The 13,730-nt window shown below is 63.3% G+C and carries 14 protein-coding genes; 5 read left to right on the forward strand and 9 right to left on the reverse strand.

Annotated elements, in window-relative coordinates; all coding sequences use genetic code 11:
• On the forward strand, nt 1–503 hold a 503-nt coding region (locus EN749_RS17750; protein ID WP_145990936.1), incomplete at its 5' end, for a pyridoxal phosphate-dependent aminotransferase.
• Nucleotides 500–2,950: an FAD-dependent oxidoreductase gene (locus EN749_RS17755; RefSeq protein ID WP_128363618.1), complete on the forward strand. Its 2,451-nt coding sequence runs from the start codon at nt 500–502 to the stop codon at nt 2,948–2,950. The genes EN749_RS17750 and EN749_RS17755, both read left to right, overlap by 4 nt.
• A 147-nt stretch (nt 2,951–3,097) precedes the next feature.
• Here the strand turns inward: EN749_RS17755 and EN749_RS17760 are convergent, their stop codons facing one another.
• From EN749_RS17760 to EN749_RS17795, 7 genes are all read right to left on the reverse strand, one after another.
• The gene (locus EN749_RS17760) at nt 3,098–3,685 is read right to left on the reverse strand and encodes an NAD(P)H-dependent oxidoreductase (RefSeq protein ID WP_127332377.1); all 588 of its coding nucleotides are present in this window, start codon (nt 3,683–3,685) and stop codon (nt 3,098–3,100) included.
• Entirely contained in the window at nt 3,685–4,266 is a 582-nt protein-coding gene (locus tag EN749_RS17765) for an NAD(P)H-dependent oxidoreductase (protein WP_189367576.1), read from the reverse strand. Before EN749_RS17765 ends, EN749_RS17760 begins: the two co-directional genes overlap by 1 nt.
• Nucleotides 4,266–5,669 carry an FAD-binding oxidoreductase gene (locus EN749_RS17770; protein WP_128287891.1) on the reverse strand — a complete coding sequence of 468 codons (1,404 nt, stop codon included), beginning with the start codon at nt 5,667–5,669 and terminating at the stop codon, nt 4,266–4,268. Before EN749_RS17770 ends, EN749_RS17765 begins: the two co-directional genes overlap by 1 nt.
• Nucleotides 5,669–6,970: a cytosine deaminase gene (locus EN749_RS17775; RefSeq protein WP_127810146.1), complete on the reverse strand. Its 1,302-nt coding sequence runs from the start codon at nt 6,968–6,970 to the stop codon at nt 5,669–5,671. Before EN749_RS17775 ends, EN749_RS17770 begins: the two co-directional genes overlap by 1 nt.
• 186 nt (nt 6,971–7,156) lie before the next feature.
• A complete protein-coding gene (locus EN749_RS17785; RefSeq protein WP_127397312.1) occupies nt 7,157–8,008 on the reverse strand; it encodes an ABC transporter permease in 852 nt (283 codons plus the stop codon).
• Nucleotides 7,995–8,819 (reverse strand): ABC transporter ATP-binding protein, encoded by an 825-nt coding sequence (locus EN749_RS17790; RefSeq protein WP_127810144.1) that lies wholly within the window; start codon nt 8,817–8,819, stop codon nt 7,995–7,997. Before EN749_RS17790 ends, EN749_RS17785 begins: the two co-directional genes overlap by 14 nt.
• 12 nt (nt 8,820–8,831) lie before the next feature.
• Nucleotides 8,832–9,836 (reverse strand): ABC transporter substrate-binding protein, encoded by a 1,005-nt coding sequence (locus EN749_RS17795; RefSeq protein WP_127810143.1) that lies wholly within the window; start codon nt 9,834–9,836, stop codon nt 8,832–8,834.
• Nucleotides 9,837–10,101: 265 nt separating this feature from the next.
• Between EN749_RS17795 and EN749_RS17800 the strand changes: the two genes are divergently transcribed.
• Both EN749_RS17800 and EN749_RS17805 read left to right on the forward strand, forming a co-directional pair.
• Nucleotides 10,102–10,485: a RidA family protein gene (locus EN749_RS17800; protein ID WP_127416023.1), complete on the forward strand. Its 384-nt coding sequence runs from the start codon at nt 10,102–10,104 to the stop codon at nt 10,483–10,485.
• 54 nt (nt 10,486–10,539) lie between these two features.
• Nucleotides 10,540–11,343 carry a creatininase family protein gene (locus EN749_RS17805; protein ID WP_127383090.1) on the forward strand — a complete coding sequence of 268 codons (804 nt, stop codon included), beginning with the start codon at nt 10,540–10,542 and terminating at the stop codon, nt 11,341–11,343.
• Between the two features lie 283 nt (nt 11,344–11,626).
• Here the strand turns inward: EN749_RS17805 and EN749_RS17810 are convergent, their stop codons facing one another.
• Nucleotides 11,627–12,136, reverse strand: coding sequence for a tyrosine phosphatase family protein (locus EN749_RS17810; protein ID WP_127810141.1), 510 nt, complete (start codon nt 12,134–12,136; stop codon nt 11,627–11,629).
• Nucleotides 12,133–13,182: a threonine-phosphate decarboxylase CobD gene (gene cobD / locus EN749_RS17815; protein ID WP_127810140.1), complete on the reverse strand. Its 1,050-nt coding sequence runs from the start codon at nt 13,180–13,182 to the stop codon at nt 12,133–12,135. The genes EN749_RS17810 and cobD overlap by 4 nt, the downstream gene beginning before the upstream one ends.
• On the opposite strand from cobD, the gene EN749_RS17820 reads away from it, so the two are divergent.
• On the forward strand, nt 13,181–13,730 hold a 550-nt coding region (locus EN749_RS17820), incomplete at its 3' end, for a CobD/CbiB family cobalamin biosynthesis protein (protein WP_145990937.1). The genes cobD and EN749_RS17820 overlap by 2 nt on opposite strands.

Here is a 13,730-nt window from a genome sequence, read left to right on the forward strand (position 1 = left end):
AGCGTACGCTGGTCATCAATTCGATGTCCAAAAGCCACGGCATGACCGGCTGGCGCATGGGCTGGCTGACGGGACCGGAGGAGATGATCACGCTCATGATCAATCTCAATCTGGTGACGACCTACGGCCTGCCGGCCTTCATCTCGATCGCCTGTTCCGAGGCGCTGGAGAACCGTTACGGCGTCAAGGAGATCGCCGAACGTTACGCGGCACGCCGCACCGTCTTGCTCGACGCCGTGCGGGGCATGAACGACGTGACCGTGCGCGGTTCGGAGGGCGGCATGTATGTCATGCTCGACATCTCGGCCGTCGAACCGGACGATGAGAAATTCGCCTGGGCCCTGCTCGACAAGGAAAAGGTCGGCGTCATGCCCGGCTCCAGCTTCGGCGAGGCGGCCGCCGGCCACATTCGCATCAGTCTCTGCCAGCCCGAACCGGTGCTGCAGGAAGCTGCACTCCGTCTGCGCCGCTTTGCTTCCAGCTACCGTCGCGAGGCAGCATGACCGCCAAGGCAGTTCCCGCCAAAGCAAGGGCGGTCATCATCGGCGGCGGCGTTTCCGGCTGTTCGGTCGCCTATCACCTGGCCAAGCTTGGCTGGACCGATATCGTGCTTCTCGAACGCAAACAGCTGACGTCGGGCACGACATGGCATGCCGCCGGCCTGATCGGCCAGCTGCGCGGCTCGCAGAACATGACGCGGCTGGCGAAATATTCCGCCGACCTCTACGTCAAGCTGGAAGCCGAGACCGAGGTCGGCACCGGCATGCGCCAGGTCGGTTCGATCACCGTGGCGGTGACCGAGGAGCGCAAGCACGAGATCTACAGGCAAGCATCGCTGGCGCGTGCCTTCGATGTCGATGTCCGCGAGATTTCGCCCAGGGAAGTCAGCGAGATGTACCCGCATCTCAATGTTTCCGATGTCGTCGGCGCCGTGCATCTGCCGCTCGACGGCCAGTGCGACCCCGCCAATATCGCCATGGCCCTGGCCAAGGGCGCGCGCCAGCGCGGCGCCACCATCGTCGAGAATGTCAAGGTCACCAAGGTCCACAGCAAGGCCGGCCGCGTCACCGGCGTGTCCTGGGCGCAAGGCGAAGAGCAAGGCACGATCGAGGCCGACATCGTCGTCAACTGCGCCGGCATGTGGGCCCGCGAACTGGGAGCGCAGAACGGCGTCACCATACCGCTGCACGCCTGCGAGCATTTTTACCTCGTCACCGAACCGATCCCCGGCCTCACCCGTCTGCCGGTGCTGCGCGTGCCCGATGAGTGCGCCTACTACAAGGAAGACGCCGGCAAGATGATGCTGGGCGCCTTCGAGCCGGTGGCCAAGCCGTGGGGCATGGACGGCATAAGCGAGGATTTCTGCTTCGACCAACTGCCTGAGGACATGGAGCATTTCGAGCCGATCCTCGAAATGGGCGTCAACCGCATGCCGATGCTGGCGACCGCCGGCATCCACACCTTCTTCAATGGTCCTGAGAGTTTTACGCCCGACGACCGCTACTATCTCGGCGAGGCGCCGGAACTGGCCGGCTACTGGATGGCGACCGGCTACAATTCGATCGGCATCGTCTCATCCGGAGGCGCCGGCATGGCGCTGGCGCAGTGGATCAACGATGGCGAAGCCCCCTTCGACCTGTGGGAAGTCGACATCCGCCGCGCACAGCCGTTCCAGAAGAACCGCCGCTACCTCAAGGAGCGCGTCTCCGAAACGCTCGGCCTGCTCTATGCCGACCATTTCCCCTACCGCCAGATGGCGACCTCGAGGAATGTCAGGCGTTCGCCGCTGCACGAGCATTTGAAGGCGCGCGGCGCCGTTTTCGGCGAAGTCGCCGGCTGGGAGCGCGCCAACTGGTTCGCCCGCGAGGGCCAGGAGCGCGAATACCGCTATTCCTGGAAGCGCCAGAACTGGTTCGACAACCAGCGCGAAGAACACCTCGCGGTCAGGAATGGCGTCGGTCTGTTCGACATGACCTCGTTCGGGAAGATCCGTGTCGAGGGCCGCGACGCCTGCGCTTTCCTGCAAAGATTGTGCGCCAACGACATGGACGTCGCGCCGGGCAAGATCGTCTACACCCAGATGCTCAACCAGCGCGGCGGCATCGAGAGCGACCTGACGGTTTCGCGGCTGTCGGAAACGGCTTTCTTCCTCGTCGTCCCCGGCGCCACGCTGCAGCGCGACCTGGCTTGGCTGCGCAAGCACGTCGCCGACGAGTTCGTCGTCATCACCGACGTGACGGCGGCCGAAAGCGTGCTCTGCCTGATGGGCCCGGACGCGAGAAAGCTGATCCAGAAGGTCAGCCCCAACGATTTTTCCAATGATAAAAATCCGTTCGGCACGTTCCAGGAAATCGAGATCGGCATGGGCCTGGCCCGCGCGCATCGCGTCACCTATGTCGGCGAACTCGGCTGGGAACTCTATGTCTCGACCGACCAGGCGGCTCATGTCTTCGAGGCGATCGATGAGGCAGGTGCGGATGTCGGCCTGAAACTCTGCGGCCTGCACACGCTGGATTCCTGCCGCATCGAAAAGGCGTTCCGGCATTTCGGCCATGACATCACCGACGAGGACAATGTGCTGGAAGCCGGCCTTGGCTTCGCGGTGAAGACCGCCAAGGGCGACTTCATCGGCCGCGAAGCCGTGCTGCGCAAGAAGGAAGCCGGCCTGTCACGCCGGCTCGTCCAGTTCCGCCTGAAGGATCCAGAGCCCCTGCTCTTCCACAACGAAGCGATCTTGCGCGACGGCAAGATCGTCGGCCCGATCACGTCAGGCAATTACGGCCATCATCTCGGCGGCGCCGTTGGGCTGGGCTATGTGCCTTGCAAGGGCGAGAGCGAGGCGGATGTGCTGGCCTCAACCTACGAGATCGAGATCGCCGGCGAGCGCTTTGCGGCGGAAGCGTCGCTGAAGCCGATGTATGATCCGAAGTCAGAACGGACAAGGATGTAGCACCCCTCTTCCTTCGCCCCGTTTACGGGGAGAAGGTGGCCCGAAGGGCCGGATGAGGCGCGGCGCCAACCTCTGCAATGTTCGTGCTGCCCCTCATCTGCCTGCCGGCATCTTCTCCCCGTAAACGGGGAGAAGGACGCCAATTCCCTAAAACCGCTCCAACTTCGCCCGCACCTTCGCCAGAAACGCCGCCCGCGTTGCCGGCGTCGAGGCATCCATCAGATAGTGCGCCAGGAAAAACGTCCGGCAGCGCGTCGCGCACAGCGCCCGCATGCCGCGCAGCAGGGTCTTGCGGCCCGGCTGGCCGACGACGACGCTCCACCAGGTCGGCGCGCCGCAGGTTGTGATGACGCCGACCTTGGTCACATGCGTCATCAGCGACTTGATCCGTCCCTTGCCGGCCGGCAGCTTGAAGGCGACGTCCGTCGCCCACACCCGGTCGAGCCAGCCCTTCAGCATCGCCGGCAGCCCGTACCACCAGGTCGGATAGACGAACAGGATCGCTTCGGCCCAGTTGAGCAGTTCGAAATGCGGCTTCAGTGCCGGGTCCTGCGGCGCCTGGTCGTTGTAGGAACGCCGCTCGTCGCAGCCCATCACCGGGTCGAATTTCTCCGCATAGAGGTCGAGCAGCCGCACCTCCCAGCCTCGTCGCATCAGCACGTCGATGGCGGTATCGCGAATTGCCGCACAGAAGCTGTCCGGTACCGGATGGCAGTAGACCACCAGCGCACGCATCAGAAGGCATCCATGCTGGCCGCGACCTTGGTCGTGAAAGCCTTGCGCGTTTGGTCGGTAGACAGGTTCATCGAATAATGCGCAAGATAGCTCACCGGCGCGCCCGGTTTTACGGTGGCGCGCAGCATGCGCTTGATCAGCTTGCGTGGCGGATCGCCCATCAGCATGGCGCGGAACCGGCTGCCGCCATAGGTGGTCACCGCCGCAACCTTGCGTATGTTGTGCAGCGACGGCTGCGCCTTGCCGTCGACCAATTTGAACGACACGCCGGGCAGGAAGACGCGATCGAAAAAGCCTTTCAGGATCGCTGGAAAGCCGTAGTTCCAGACCGGATAGGAAAGCACCAGCGCATCGGCGCGCAGCAGGCGTTCGACATAGGGCGCGGCAGCGTCAGCGGCGCCGCGTTGGCTGTGGTAGTCCAGTCTTTCCTGGCGCGTCATCCGCGGATCGAAATCCTCCGCGTAGAGGTCGCAGTCATCGACCGTATGGCCCGCCGCTGTCAGCCGCTCTACTATCATGCGGTGCAGGCCGGCATTGAAGCTGGTCTCGACCGGATGGGCGTAAAGGACGAGGATGTTCATCATCCCACCTTCTGCAACCCCCTGAACAAAAAAGTCCGGCCCGAGCGGTAGTCGTAGTCCGGGTTTTCCCAGGCGATCATCTTGCCGGGGTTGAGCAGGCCTTGCGGATCGGTTTCGCGCTTGAAGGCAAGCTGTACCGCGTCGGTCTGCTTCATGCCGCCCTCTTCCAGCGTGTAGCGATGCGGGTTGAAGATCGGGCAGCCATTCGCCTCATGCAGACGCACGATCTCGTCGAGCCGCGCCTCGGTGGTGAACTTGACCAGCGGCAGGCCGAAGCAGGTGATGTTGCCGTCCAGCCGCACGAATTCCAGATGCGAAAAAACCTCGCCGGGAAACATCGCATCCATCTTCTCGACCAGCGCCAGCTGGTTGGGAAAGGGGTAGAGCGACTGCAGATAGGTGATCGAAGGGTCGACGCGCAGCGCTCTCAGCGTGGTGTGGTTCCAGGCCAATTCATAGGCCGGCGGCAGGCCCTTTTTCTCGTCCGGCGTCGCCGTGGCCGCATTGTAGATCACCTCGCCACCGGCACGGCGGGTGAAGGCCAGGAAAGCGTCCAGCCCGTGCCGCGCCACCATGACGACGCAAATGCTTTGCCCCTGTTTCAGGAACTTTTGATGCCGCTTGAAATAGAGTTGCGGCACGGGTGCGGCTATCGGCGTGATCAGCTTGGTCAGGATACCGTCCTGGCATGCCAGCGCATTGCCATACCGGGCGACATCCATGAAAGCGTCGAAGCCGACGATGACATCGATCCATTCATAGGCCGCGGTCAGCGGCATCTCGACCTCCGATATGATGCCGTTGGTGCCATAGGCGTGGGTGACCTTGTGCAGATCCTCGCCGGTGAGTTCGAGCGCTTTCGGTTCGGCCTCCATGGTCACCACACGCAGGCGCAGCACATTGCCGAAATCGCGCAGGCCGCCGAAATTGATCGAACCGACGCCGCCCGAACCGCCGGCGATGAAGCCGCCGATCGAAGCGGTGTTGTAGGTGGACGGCGACAGCCGCAGTTCCTGCCCGGAATGCGCCCGCGTTGCCTTGTCGATATCGGCCAGGATGGCCCCCGGTCCGCTCACAACGCGACCTGGCGCGATCGACTTGATCTCGTTCATCTCGGCAAGGTTGAGCACGACCCCGCCGGAGAGCGGCATCGCCTGGCCGTAATTGCCGGTGCCGCTGCCGCGCGGCGTCACCGGCACGCCATGGCGGTGACAGGCGGCAAGCACGCGGATCAGTTCGGCCTCGTTCCTTGGCGTCACGATCAGATCGCCGGTGACATGGTCCAGTTGCTGCTTCAGCACCGGGCTGTACCAGTAGAAGTCACGGCTCTTCTGCTGGACGATGGCCGGGTTGTCGTCGACCTTGAGCCCGTCAAGATCGCGTTTGAGCGCCGAAACGTCCATTATCCCACCATCAGTTCGTCGAGTTCGGCATAGTCGGGCAATTGCCGGTCGATCGCCTTGCCGCCGCGCACCACGATGCGATCCGATTCGGGTCGCGAGAGCAATTCCGTCCAGCTTCGGCCTTTGAACACGATGAAATCGGCATCGCCGCCGGCGGCAAGCGTGCCGAAGCCATCAAGCCGCATCACCTTGGCCGGCGTCGCGGTGACCGCTTGCGGCCAGTCGGCGACCGGATGGTCCAAATGCAGGATGCGCGTCGCCATGCGGTAGACCTCCAGCATGTCGAGATCGCCATAGGCGTAGAAGGGATCACGCGTGTTGTCGGAAGCGACTGCCACCGGAATGCCCCTCGCCTTCATCTCGTGCAGCAGCGTCACACCGCGCCAGCGCGGCGTGGTTTGGTCGCCGCGCCGGTCCTGCAGATAGAGATTGCACATCGGCAGCGAGACGACGGCGAGCCCGGCCTTCGCCACTTTGTCCAGCGTATCGAGCACATCGAGGTCCGGCTGGCGCGCGAGCGAGCAGCAATGGCCGACGAGGATGTTGCCTTCGAAACCGCTCCAGAGAGCGGCTTCGGCGATCTTCTTCAGCGATATGGCGGAGATATCGTCGGTCTCGTCGGCATGGAAATCGAGATCGAGGCCATGCTTGATGGCTTGCGCGAAGACATGGTCGAGCAGTTCTTCGAGGTCCGGCACCATATAGGTGACGACACCGAGCACGCCCTTCGCCGCGGCAACCCTCTTTGCCAGCCTGTCGAACCACTTTTTGTCACGCACGCCTTCGATGCCGAGCAAACAGGCGCCCTGCAATTCGATACGGCCGCGCCATTCCTCGCGCATCGTCTCGAACACTGGCCAGGAGATTTCCTCCTGCGGCGCGACGCTGTCGATGTGGGTGCGCAGCGCCCTGGTGCCATGCGCGTAGGCGCAGCGCAGTGAAAAATCCATCCGCCGTGCCAAATCCTCGGCCCTCCAGCGTGCCACGCGATCGGCACCGGCGGCATTCAACGCGCCCAAGAACGTGCCGTCAGGATTGGGCTTTCGCGGCCAGATATGGCCCTTGTCGATATGCGTGTGGCAGTCGACGAAGCATGGCAGGATTATACGGCCGGCGAGGTCGATCGCATCGGCAGGCGCTTTCGATCGGTCATGCGCTGCAATGCTGGAGACCTTGCCGTCGGCGACGGCAATGTCGGCCAGCGCGAAACCGTTATTATCGTAAGTTGCAGTAAGGCCCGACGTCAGTGATTGATGAACACGGACGTTAGCGAGCTGATAAGAGCCGGAGGCTGGTATCAAGGCCTGCCCCCCTCTGTCCTGCCGGACCTCTCCCCCTCAAGGGGGAAGATTGGCAGCGTCCGCGCCGGCTCTTTTTTTTCAACGTTGGAGATTGGCGAAGGTCGTGACAACAGCCAATCTTCCCCCTTGAGGGGGAGATGTCCGGCAGGACAGAGGGGGGCGCTTCGCGCCAACCTTTCAGTCATCCTAGCGCTCCTGCTTCAGTGCGCTTTCGTGCCAGCGTCGCAAAATGAGATGCGAAATCAGCGACAGCACGAGGAAGATCAAAATGCCGGTCAGCGAGATCAGGAACAGCGCCGCGAACAGCCGCGGCGCGTTGAGCCGGTAGCCGGCCTCGATGATGCGCGAGGCGAGGCCGGACGACTGGCCGGTGGTGCCGGCGACGAACTCGGCCACCACGGCGCCGATCAGCGACAGGCCTCCGGCGATCTTCAGCCCGCCGAGGAAATAGGGCATCGCCGCCGGTAGCCTGAGATAGCGCAGTTGCTGCCAGCGCGTCGCGCCGTTGAGCTTGAACATGTCGCGCAGATTGCGGTCGACGGAGTTGAGGCCAAGCGTGGTGTTGGACAGGATCGGAAAGAAGGCGACGATCCAGGCGCACAGCAGAAGCTTGGTCGTCTGGTCGTTCACATAGATGTTGATCAGCGGAAAGATCGCCACGATCGGCGTCACCTGCAGCACGATGGCGAAGGGGAAGAACGACATCTCCACCCATTTCGATTGCGCAAACAGCACCGCCAGCCCGACCCCGCCGATGACGGCCAGAGCCAGGCTGAGGAACGTGATGCGCAAGGTGACCAGCAGCGAGGAAAACAGCAGGCCGGCATCGCTATAGAGCGTCCACAGCACCACGCCCGGGCGCGGCAGGATGTACTGCGGAATCTCGTTCCAGACGCAGATGCGATCCCACAGCCAGATCGCCAGGATCATGATCGCCAGCGGCAGCACCCAGCGGCCGATCCGTTCGAACCGCTCCTGGCGCACGCGGCGCGCTTCCTCGGGGTCGAGTTCGAGCACGTGCTCGTCAATGGCCGTCATGATGCGCGCCTGCTGTTGAATTAATGGCCTTGACCAGCACGTCGGAGGCCTGCCGGCAGAGGGCCGCATAGTGGGGCGAGGTGCGAAACGCCTCGTCGCGCGGATAGGAGGCCTCGATGGCGAGTTCGTCGAACACCCTGCCCGGCCGCGCCGCCATGACGACGACGCGGTTGGAGAGGAACACGCTTTCAAAGACGCTGTGGGTGACGAAGACGACGGTGAAGCGTTCGTCCTGCCACAGTTCCAGGAGATCGTTGTTGAGCTTGAAGCGGGTGATCTCGTCGAGTGCGGCGAACGGCTCGTCCATCAGCAGCACGCGCGGTTTGGTCACCATGGCGCGTGCGATCGAGACGCGCATCTTCATGCCGCCGGACAGTTCGCGCGGCACCGCGTCTTCGAAACCGGTCAGGTGAACCCGCGCCAGCATTTCAGTGACCGCTGGCGCGGCCTTGGCTCGGCTGATGCCTTTCAGCCGAAGCGGCAGCCAGACATTGTCGAAGACATTGGCCCAAGGCAGCAGCGTCGGCTCCTGGAAGACGAAACCGATGTTCGAACGATCAAGGGAGCCGCCGCCGCGCCAGTCGAGCACGCCGGAGGTCGGCGTCGACAGGCCGGCGATCAGCCGCAATGCAGTCGACTTGCCGCACCCCGACGGCCCGAGCAGGCTGAGGAAATCGCCTTCCCGGATCGTCAGATTGACATCGCTGAGCGCCGGCACGCCGTTGGAGAAGACCTTGCCGACGCCCCTCAGCGCCAGCAATGTCGATGCAACATCCGAGGCCGGCGCTGGCGCCACCTTTTCCCTTATCATGCCGGGACCGGTCTATTTCTTCAGCTCGAGCCCGACGCCTTTGTTGATGAAGGTTAGCGTGTAGGCCTTCTTGATGTCGATGCCGTCGGGTGTGACCTTGGCCTTGACCATCTTGTCGTAGAAACTCTTGATCCGCTCGTCGGTCATGGCGCCGATGCCGAGCTTCTCGGTGTCGCCGGAATCGGCCAGGCCGAACTTCTTCATCTGCTCGATCGAGAACGCGATCTGCTCGTCGCTCATGTCGGGATTGTCTTTCTTGATCATGTCGTTGGCGGCCTTGTTGTCGCCGTAGAGATATTTGTACCAGCCCTTGGCGGAGCCATCGACGAAGCACTGGACCACCTCCGGCTTCTTGTCGATCGTGTCCTGCATCACCTCAATCGTCGTCGAGTAGGTGTCCCAGCCATAGTCGGCAAGCAGGAACTGGTTCGGCACGAAGCCGCCTTCCTTCTTGACCGCGAAAGGCTCGGAGGTGACGTAGCCCTGCTGGATCGACTTCTTGTTGGCGAGGAAAGGAGCGGTGTTGTAGGTGTAGGGCGCGCGCTTGGAGGCGTCGAAGCCGAGTTCGATGACCATCCACTGGAAGAAGGTCTGCACGCCCTCGTCGCCCAATATGTACTGGTCGGCGCTCTTCAGGTCCTCCCATTTGTCGAGCCCCTCGCCGGGGTGGGACATGATGACCTGCGGGTCCTTCTGGAAATCCGCCGCCACCACGCGCATCGGAATGCCTTGCTGGACGGCATCGAAGGCCGACAGCAGATTACCGCCCATGTAGAAATCGATCTTGCCGGCCAGCAGCATCGGCCGGCCGCTGACCTGCGGACCGCCCTGCATGATGGTGACGTCGAGGCCGCAGGCAGCGTAGGTGCCGTCCGCCACGGACTGATAATATCCGCCATGTTCCGGCTCGGCCAACCAGTTGGTGCCGAAGGTGACTTTTTCATTCGCAGCCGCACCCAGCGTGCTGGCTGCAAGCAAGGCCACAACCGCCACCGAGATCTTCTGTTTTCCGTACATCGACACCACCCTTTGTTTGCTCCGGCGCGCCACGCGCCAGGCTCGACACCAAAGATTCAAGAAGCAAGACACATGCCACCGGCGTCACGCGCCGGGACCGCCCGCTTGAACGGCATTGCTATGCCAAAGGCGGACGGGTCATGCTGTACGGAAGGCATCGTGCCTATTTTTTGAACGCCTGTCCACAATCGCTCGGGCAACATGCACCGCCATCTTGAAGGTGCAATGGATCAAGCCTTAGGCTATGGCCAAACCGGAGATTGCCATGTTCAAATTCCTCACCCCGAAGTCGATCAAGCCGCCCTTTGCCCGCTACAGCCACGGCGTCGAGGTGCCGCCCGGCAAGCGGCTGGTGCTGTGCTCGGGCCAGGTCGCCATCACCGCTGACGACCAGATCCCCGAAGACGCCGGTGCGCAGGCCGAGCTCTGCTTTCAAAACATCGCGGCGATTCTCGGCGAAGCCGGCCTGGGTCTCAGGGATATCGTGCGCATCAATGCCTATGTCACCGACCGCGCGCATCTGCGGCCCTATATGGATGTCCGCGACCGACTGTTTTCCAGCCCCGCGCCGGCCTCGACGCTGATGATCGTTTCCGGCTTTGCCCGGCCCGAATTCAAGGTCGAAATCGAGGCCCTAGCGGCGGGGTGATCGACAGGCCGCCCGTCCCGCGCTAGGTCTGCCTGACCATTGAAGAGGCATGACATGACCGTTGCGAAAAAACGCGTGTGGTGGGGCGACTACCGGACCACCGAATATGCTTCGATCGATCCGGAGGCGACGATCGCCGTGCTGCCGGTGGCGGCGATCGAGCAGCATGGCCCGCATCTGCCGGTTTCAACCGACACCTCGATCATGAACGGCATGCTCGACACGGTTATTTCGCGCCTGCCCGACGATCTCGACATCCGCATCCTGCCGGTCCAGGCGGTGGGCAAGTCGAACGAGCATCTTCACGCGCCGGGCACCCTCACACTGCCGGCAACGACGCTGATCGAAGCCTGGACCGAGCTTGGCCTGTCGATCGCGCGCGCCGGTGTGCGCAAGCTGATCGTCGTCAATTCGCATGGCGGCAACGAGGAGATCATGGGCATCGTCACGCGCGAATTGCGCGTGCGCGAAAAGATGCTGGCGGTAAAAACCAGCTGGCAACGGTTCGGCCGCCCGGCCGGCATGTACACCGAACTGGAGGACCGCCACGGCATCCATGGCGGCGATGTCGAGACCTCGCTGATGCTGCATTTCCGGCCGGACCTCGTCGACATGGCCAAGGCCGACAATTTCGTTTCCAATGTCGCCAAAGCCGAAAACGAATTTTCGCTCCTGCGCCACACCGGCACCCACGCCTTTGCCTGGATCGCTGGCGATCTCAACCCGAATGGCGTCGTCGGCGATGCCAGCATCGCGACGGCGGAGAAGGGCCGGCTGACGGCAGAATATCAGGCCGACGGGTTCATCAGCCTGCTGCGGGATGTGCGCAAGGCGAAGCTCGCGGACTGGTTGACGTAGCATAGTTGCTCGGTACAGATGCTCTGACCGTCAGATGGCACATCGTGCCCTTCTGAGAATAGCCGAAGCCTTTTTTCTTCGTCATCCTGGGGCGAAGCAAGGAGCGAAGCGACGCGGCGCAGACCCCAGGATCCATGCCGGGACTCCGAAGCGCTGCTACGGTGCAGAATTCTGCTCGGTTGCACTCTACGGCTGATGTCGCGGCATGGATCCTCGGGTCTCCGCGACGGAGCTTCGCTCCTGCTCCGCCCGTGGATGACGAAGGTGGGAAGGCTTCGGGGAGTTACCCGTCGATCCTCAGCGCGAAGGGCGTGCCTTCAAAGGCATCCGCACCGCGGCCGATCGATTCGATCGCCTCGATCATGCGGCCGTTGCGATCAAGCAGCGCATCGGCCACCGCGATCAGTCGCGGATTGGGTGTTGCCGAGGGCGACAGCGCCCGCAGCGTCCGCGCCAATTCGGCCTCGTCGCGTTTCGGCGCCAATGCGGCCGCGATGATATAGGCCGAAGCCGTCGAGCGGCTGATGCCGGCATAGCAATGCACGAGCATCGGCCTTGCCCGGTCCCAGCGGCGCGCGAAATCGAGCAGGTTGCGGACATGCTCCTCGCCCGGCATGGTCATGCCGTCCTGCGCCGCCGCGATGTCATGCATGACCAGATGCAGATGATTTTCTTTCGATATCGAGGCCGGCCGGACCACCGCCGTTCCGGCGGCAAGCAGCGACAGCATGCAGTCGGCGCCGCTCCTGGCCACCGTTTCCTCGATCTTTGCCAGCGAGCAGACATGGATCATTGTTTCGAACCCTTCGATTGATGCTCGTGCCGCGACGCCCATTCGGCAAGAACGGTCTCGAGCCGCTGCCATTCCTCCTCACTCCCCGGCAGGCCGGCGCGCAGAACGTCAGGCCGATCGGCAAAATGGCGAAGCAGGATGCCGCGCTCGCCAAGCGCGGCAAACAAATCGGCGGCATGCGGCAGGCGAAGAAACCGGAACAGCGTGGTGCCGCCCATAACGGGAATACCGAAGCGGCCGAACAGCGCATCGAGGCGCGCCGATTCATCAGCCAGCGCCGTCCGCATCGCGTCCTGCCAGTCGATGTCGGCAAGCGCGCGAATGCCGTATTCCAGCGCCGGGCCGGCAACGGCCCATGGCCCGAATTGTGTTTCCAGCCGTTCGACCGTCACAGCATCGGAAAGTGCAAAACCGAGCCGCAGGCCGGCTAGACCAAAGAACTTGCCGAACGAGCGCAGCACGACGACGCCGCCCTGGCCGACATCGCCGCAGAGGCTATGCTCGCGCGGCCCAACATCCATGAACGCCTCGTCGACAACCAGCAGCCCGCCCTTGGCGCGCAATCCGGCAGCCAGAGCCAGCAACCGGTCGCGCTCGATGACACGTCCATCCGGATTATTCGGATTGACCATGATGGCAAGGTCGGCGTCCGCCAGGTCAGCGAAATCGCCGACCTCGGTCACCGCGTGCCCGGCGATCACTGCTGCGCGGGCATGTTCGGCGTAGGTCGGACCCAGCACCAGCGTCCTTCCGGGGGTAATCAGCGAGGCGACGCGCGGCAACAGGATCTGCGTGCCCGGTGCCGCCACGATGTTGGCTGGCGACGGCGCCCCATAGGCACTGGCAGCGATCTCTGTCAGCTCACGCGTGCGCGCGGCTTCCGGCAACCGCGACAGCGAGGTGGCGGGCAGGTCGAAAAGCGGGTAGGAGTGCGGATTGATACCGGTCGAGAGGTCGACGAATGGCAGCAGGGCGTTGGGGAAAAGCGCCCTCGCGCGGCCAAGACTTCCACCATGGTCCACAACCGCCCCATTAAGAAGCTTCATGTCAGTCCTGATCGCTTTCCTGTCATTGGCCGTCGAATTCGCCCTCGGTTACCCCGACTGGCTGTTTCGCGCCATCGGCCATCCGGTGACGTGGTTCGGCAGGCTGATATCCTTTCTCGACCGCAGGCTCAACCGCGCCACTGATCCCGACGCGCTGCGTCGCAAGCGTGGTGTCCAGGCGCTGCTGGTCATCGTGCTGGTGCCGGCGATAATTGGCCTGGGCGTGCAGATCCTGTTCTGGTTCGTTCCCATGGGCCTGGTCATCACTGCCCTTCTGGCAACGTCGCTTCTGTCGCAGAAGAGCCTCTATGAGCATGTCGAGGCTGTGGCGGACGCGCTCGACACCGGTGGCCTCGCTCTGGCCCGCCTTGCCGTTTCGCGAATCGTCGGCCGCGACCCTGAAACGCTCGACAGGGCCGGCGTCTGCCGCGCCGCGATCGAGAGCCTGGCTGAGAATTTCTCCGACGGCATCGTCGCCCCCGCCTTCTGGACCGGCGTCGGCGGCCTGGCCGGCGGCGCCGCCTACAAGGCCGCCAACACCGCCGATT

The sequence above is a fragment of the Mesorhizobium sp. M7A.F.Ca.ET.027.02.1.1 genome (assembly GCF_004022985.1).
In the GTDB taxonomy this organism is placed as follows: domain Bacteria; phylum Pseudomonadota; class Alphaproteobacteria; order Rhizobiales; family Rhizobiaceae; genus Mesorhizobium.

What these genes read in the sequence shown, in the direction of transcription:
- EN749_RS17795 (WP_127810143.1), bottom strand. Translation starts at nt 9,836, where the DNA reads ATGTACGGAAAACAGAAGATCTCGGTGGCGGTTGTGGCCTTGCTTGCA.
- EN749_RS17785 (WP_127397312.1), bottom strand. Translation starts at nt 8,008, where the DNA reads ATGACGGCCATTGACGAGCACGTGCTCGAACTCGACCCCGAGGAAGCG.
- EN749_RS17800 (WP_127416023.1), top strand. Translation starts at nt 10,102, where the DNA reads ATGTTCAAATTCCTCACCCCGAAGTCGATCAAGCCGCCCTTTGCCCGC.
- cobD (WP_127810140.1), bottom strand. Translation starts at nt 13,182, where the DNA reads ATGAAGCTTCTTAATGGGGCGGTTGTGGACCATGGTGGAAGTCTTGGC.
- EN749_RS17760 (WP_127332377.1), bottom strand. Translation starts at nt 3,685, where the DNA reads ATGCGTGCGCTGGTGGTCTACTGCCATCCGGTACCGGACAGCTTCTGT.
- EN749_RS17790 (WP_127810144.1), bottom strand. Translation starts at nt 8,819, where the DNA reads ATGATAAGGGAAAAGGTGGCGCCAGCGCCGGCCTCGGATGTTGCATCG.
- EN749_RS17765 (WP_189367576.1), bottom strand. Translation starts at nt 4,266, where the DNA reads ATGAACATCCTCGTCCTTTACGCCCATCCGGTCGAGACCAGCTTCAAT.
- EN749_RS17755 (WP_128363618.1), top strand. Translation starts at nt 500, where the DNA reads ATGACCGCCAAGGCAGTTCCCGCCAAAGCAAGGGCGGTCATCATCGGC.
- EN749_RS17805 (WP_127383090.1), top strand. Translation starts at nt 10,540, where the DNA reads ATGACCGTTGCGAAAAAACGCGTGTGGTGGGGCGACTACCGGACCACC.
- EN749_RS17770 (WP_128287891.1), bottom strand. Translation starts at nt 5,669, where the DNA reads ATGGACGTTTCGGCGCTCAAACGCGATCTTGACGGGCTCAAGGTCGAC.
- EN749_RS17810 (WP_127810141.1), bottom strand. Translation starts at nt 12,136, where the DNA reads ATGATCCATGTCTGCTCGCTGGCAAAGATCGAGGAAACGGTGGCCAGG.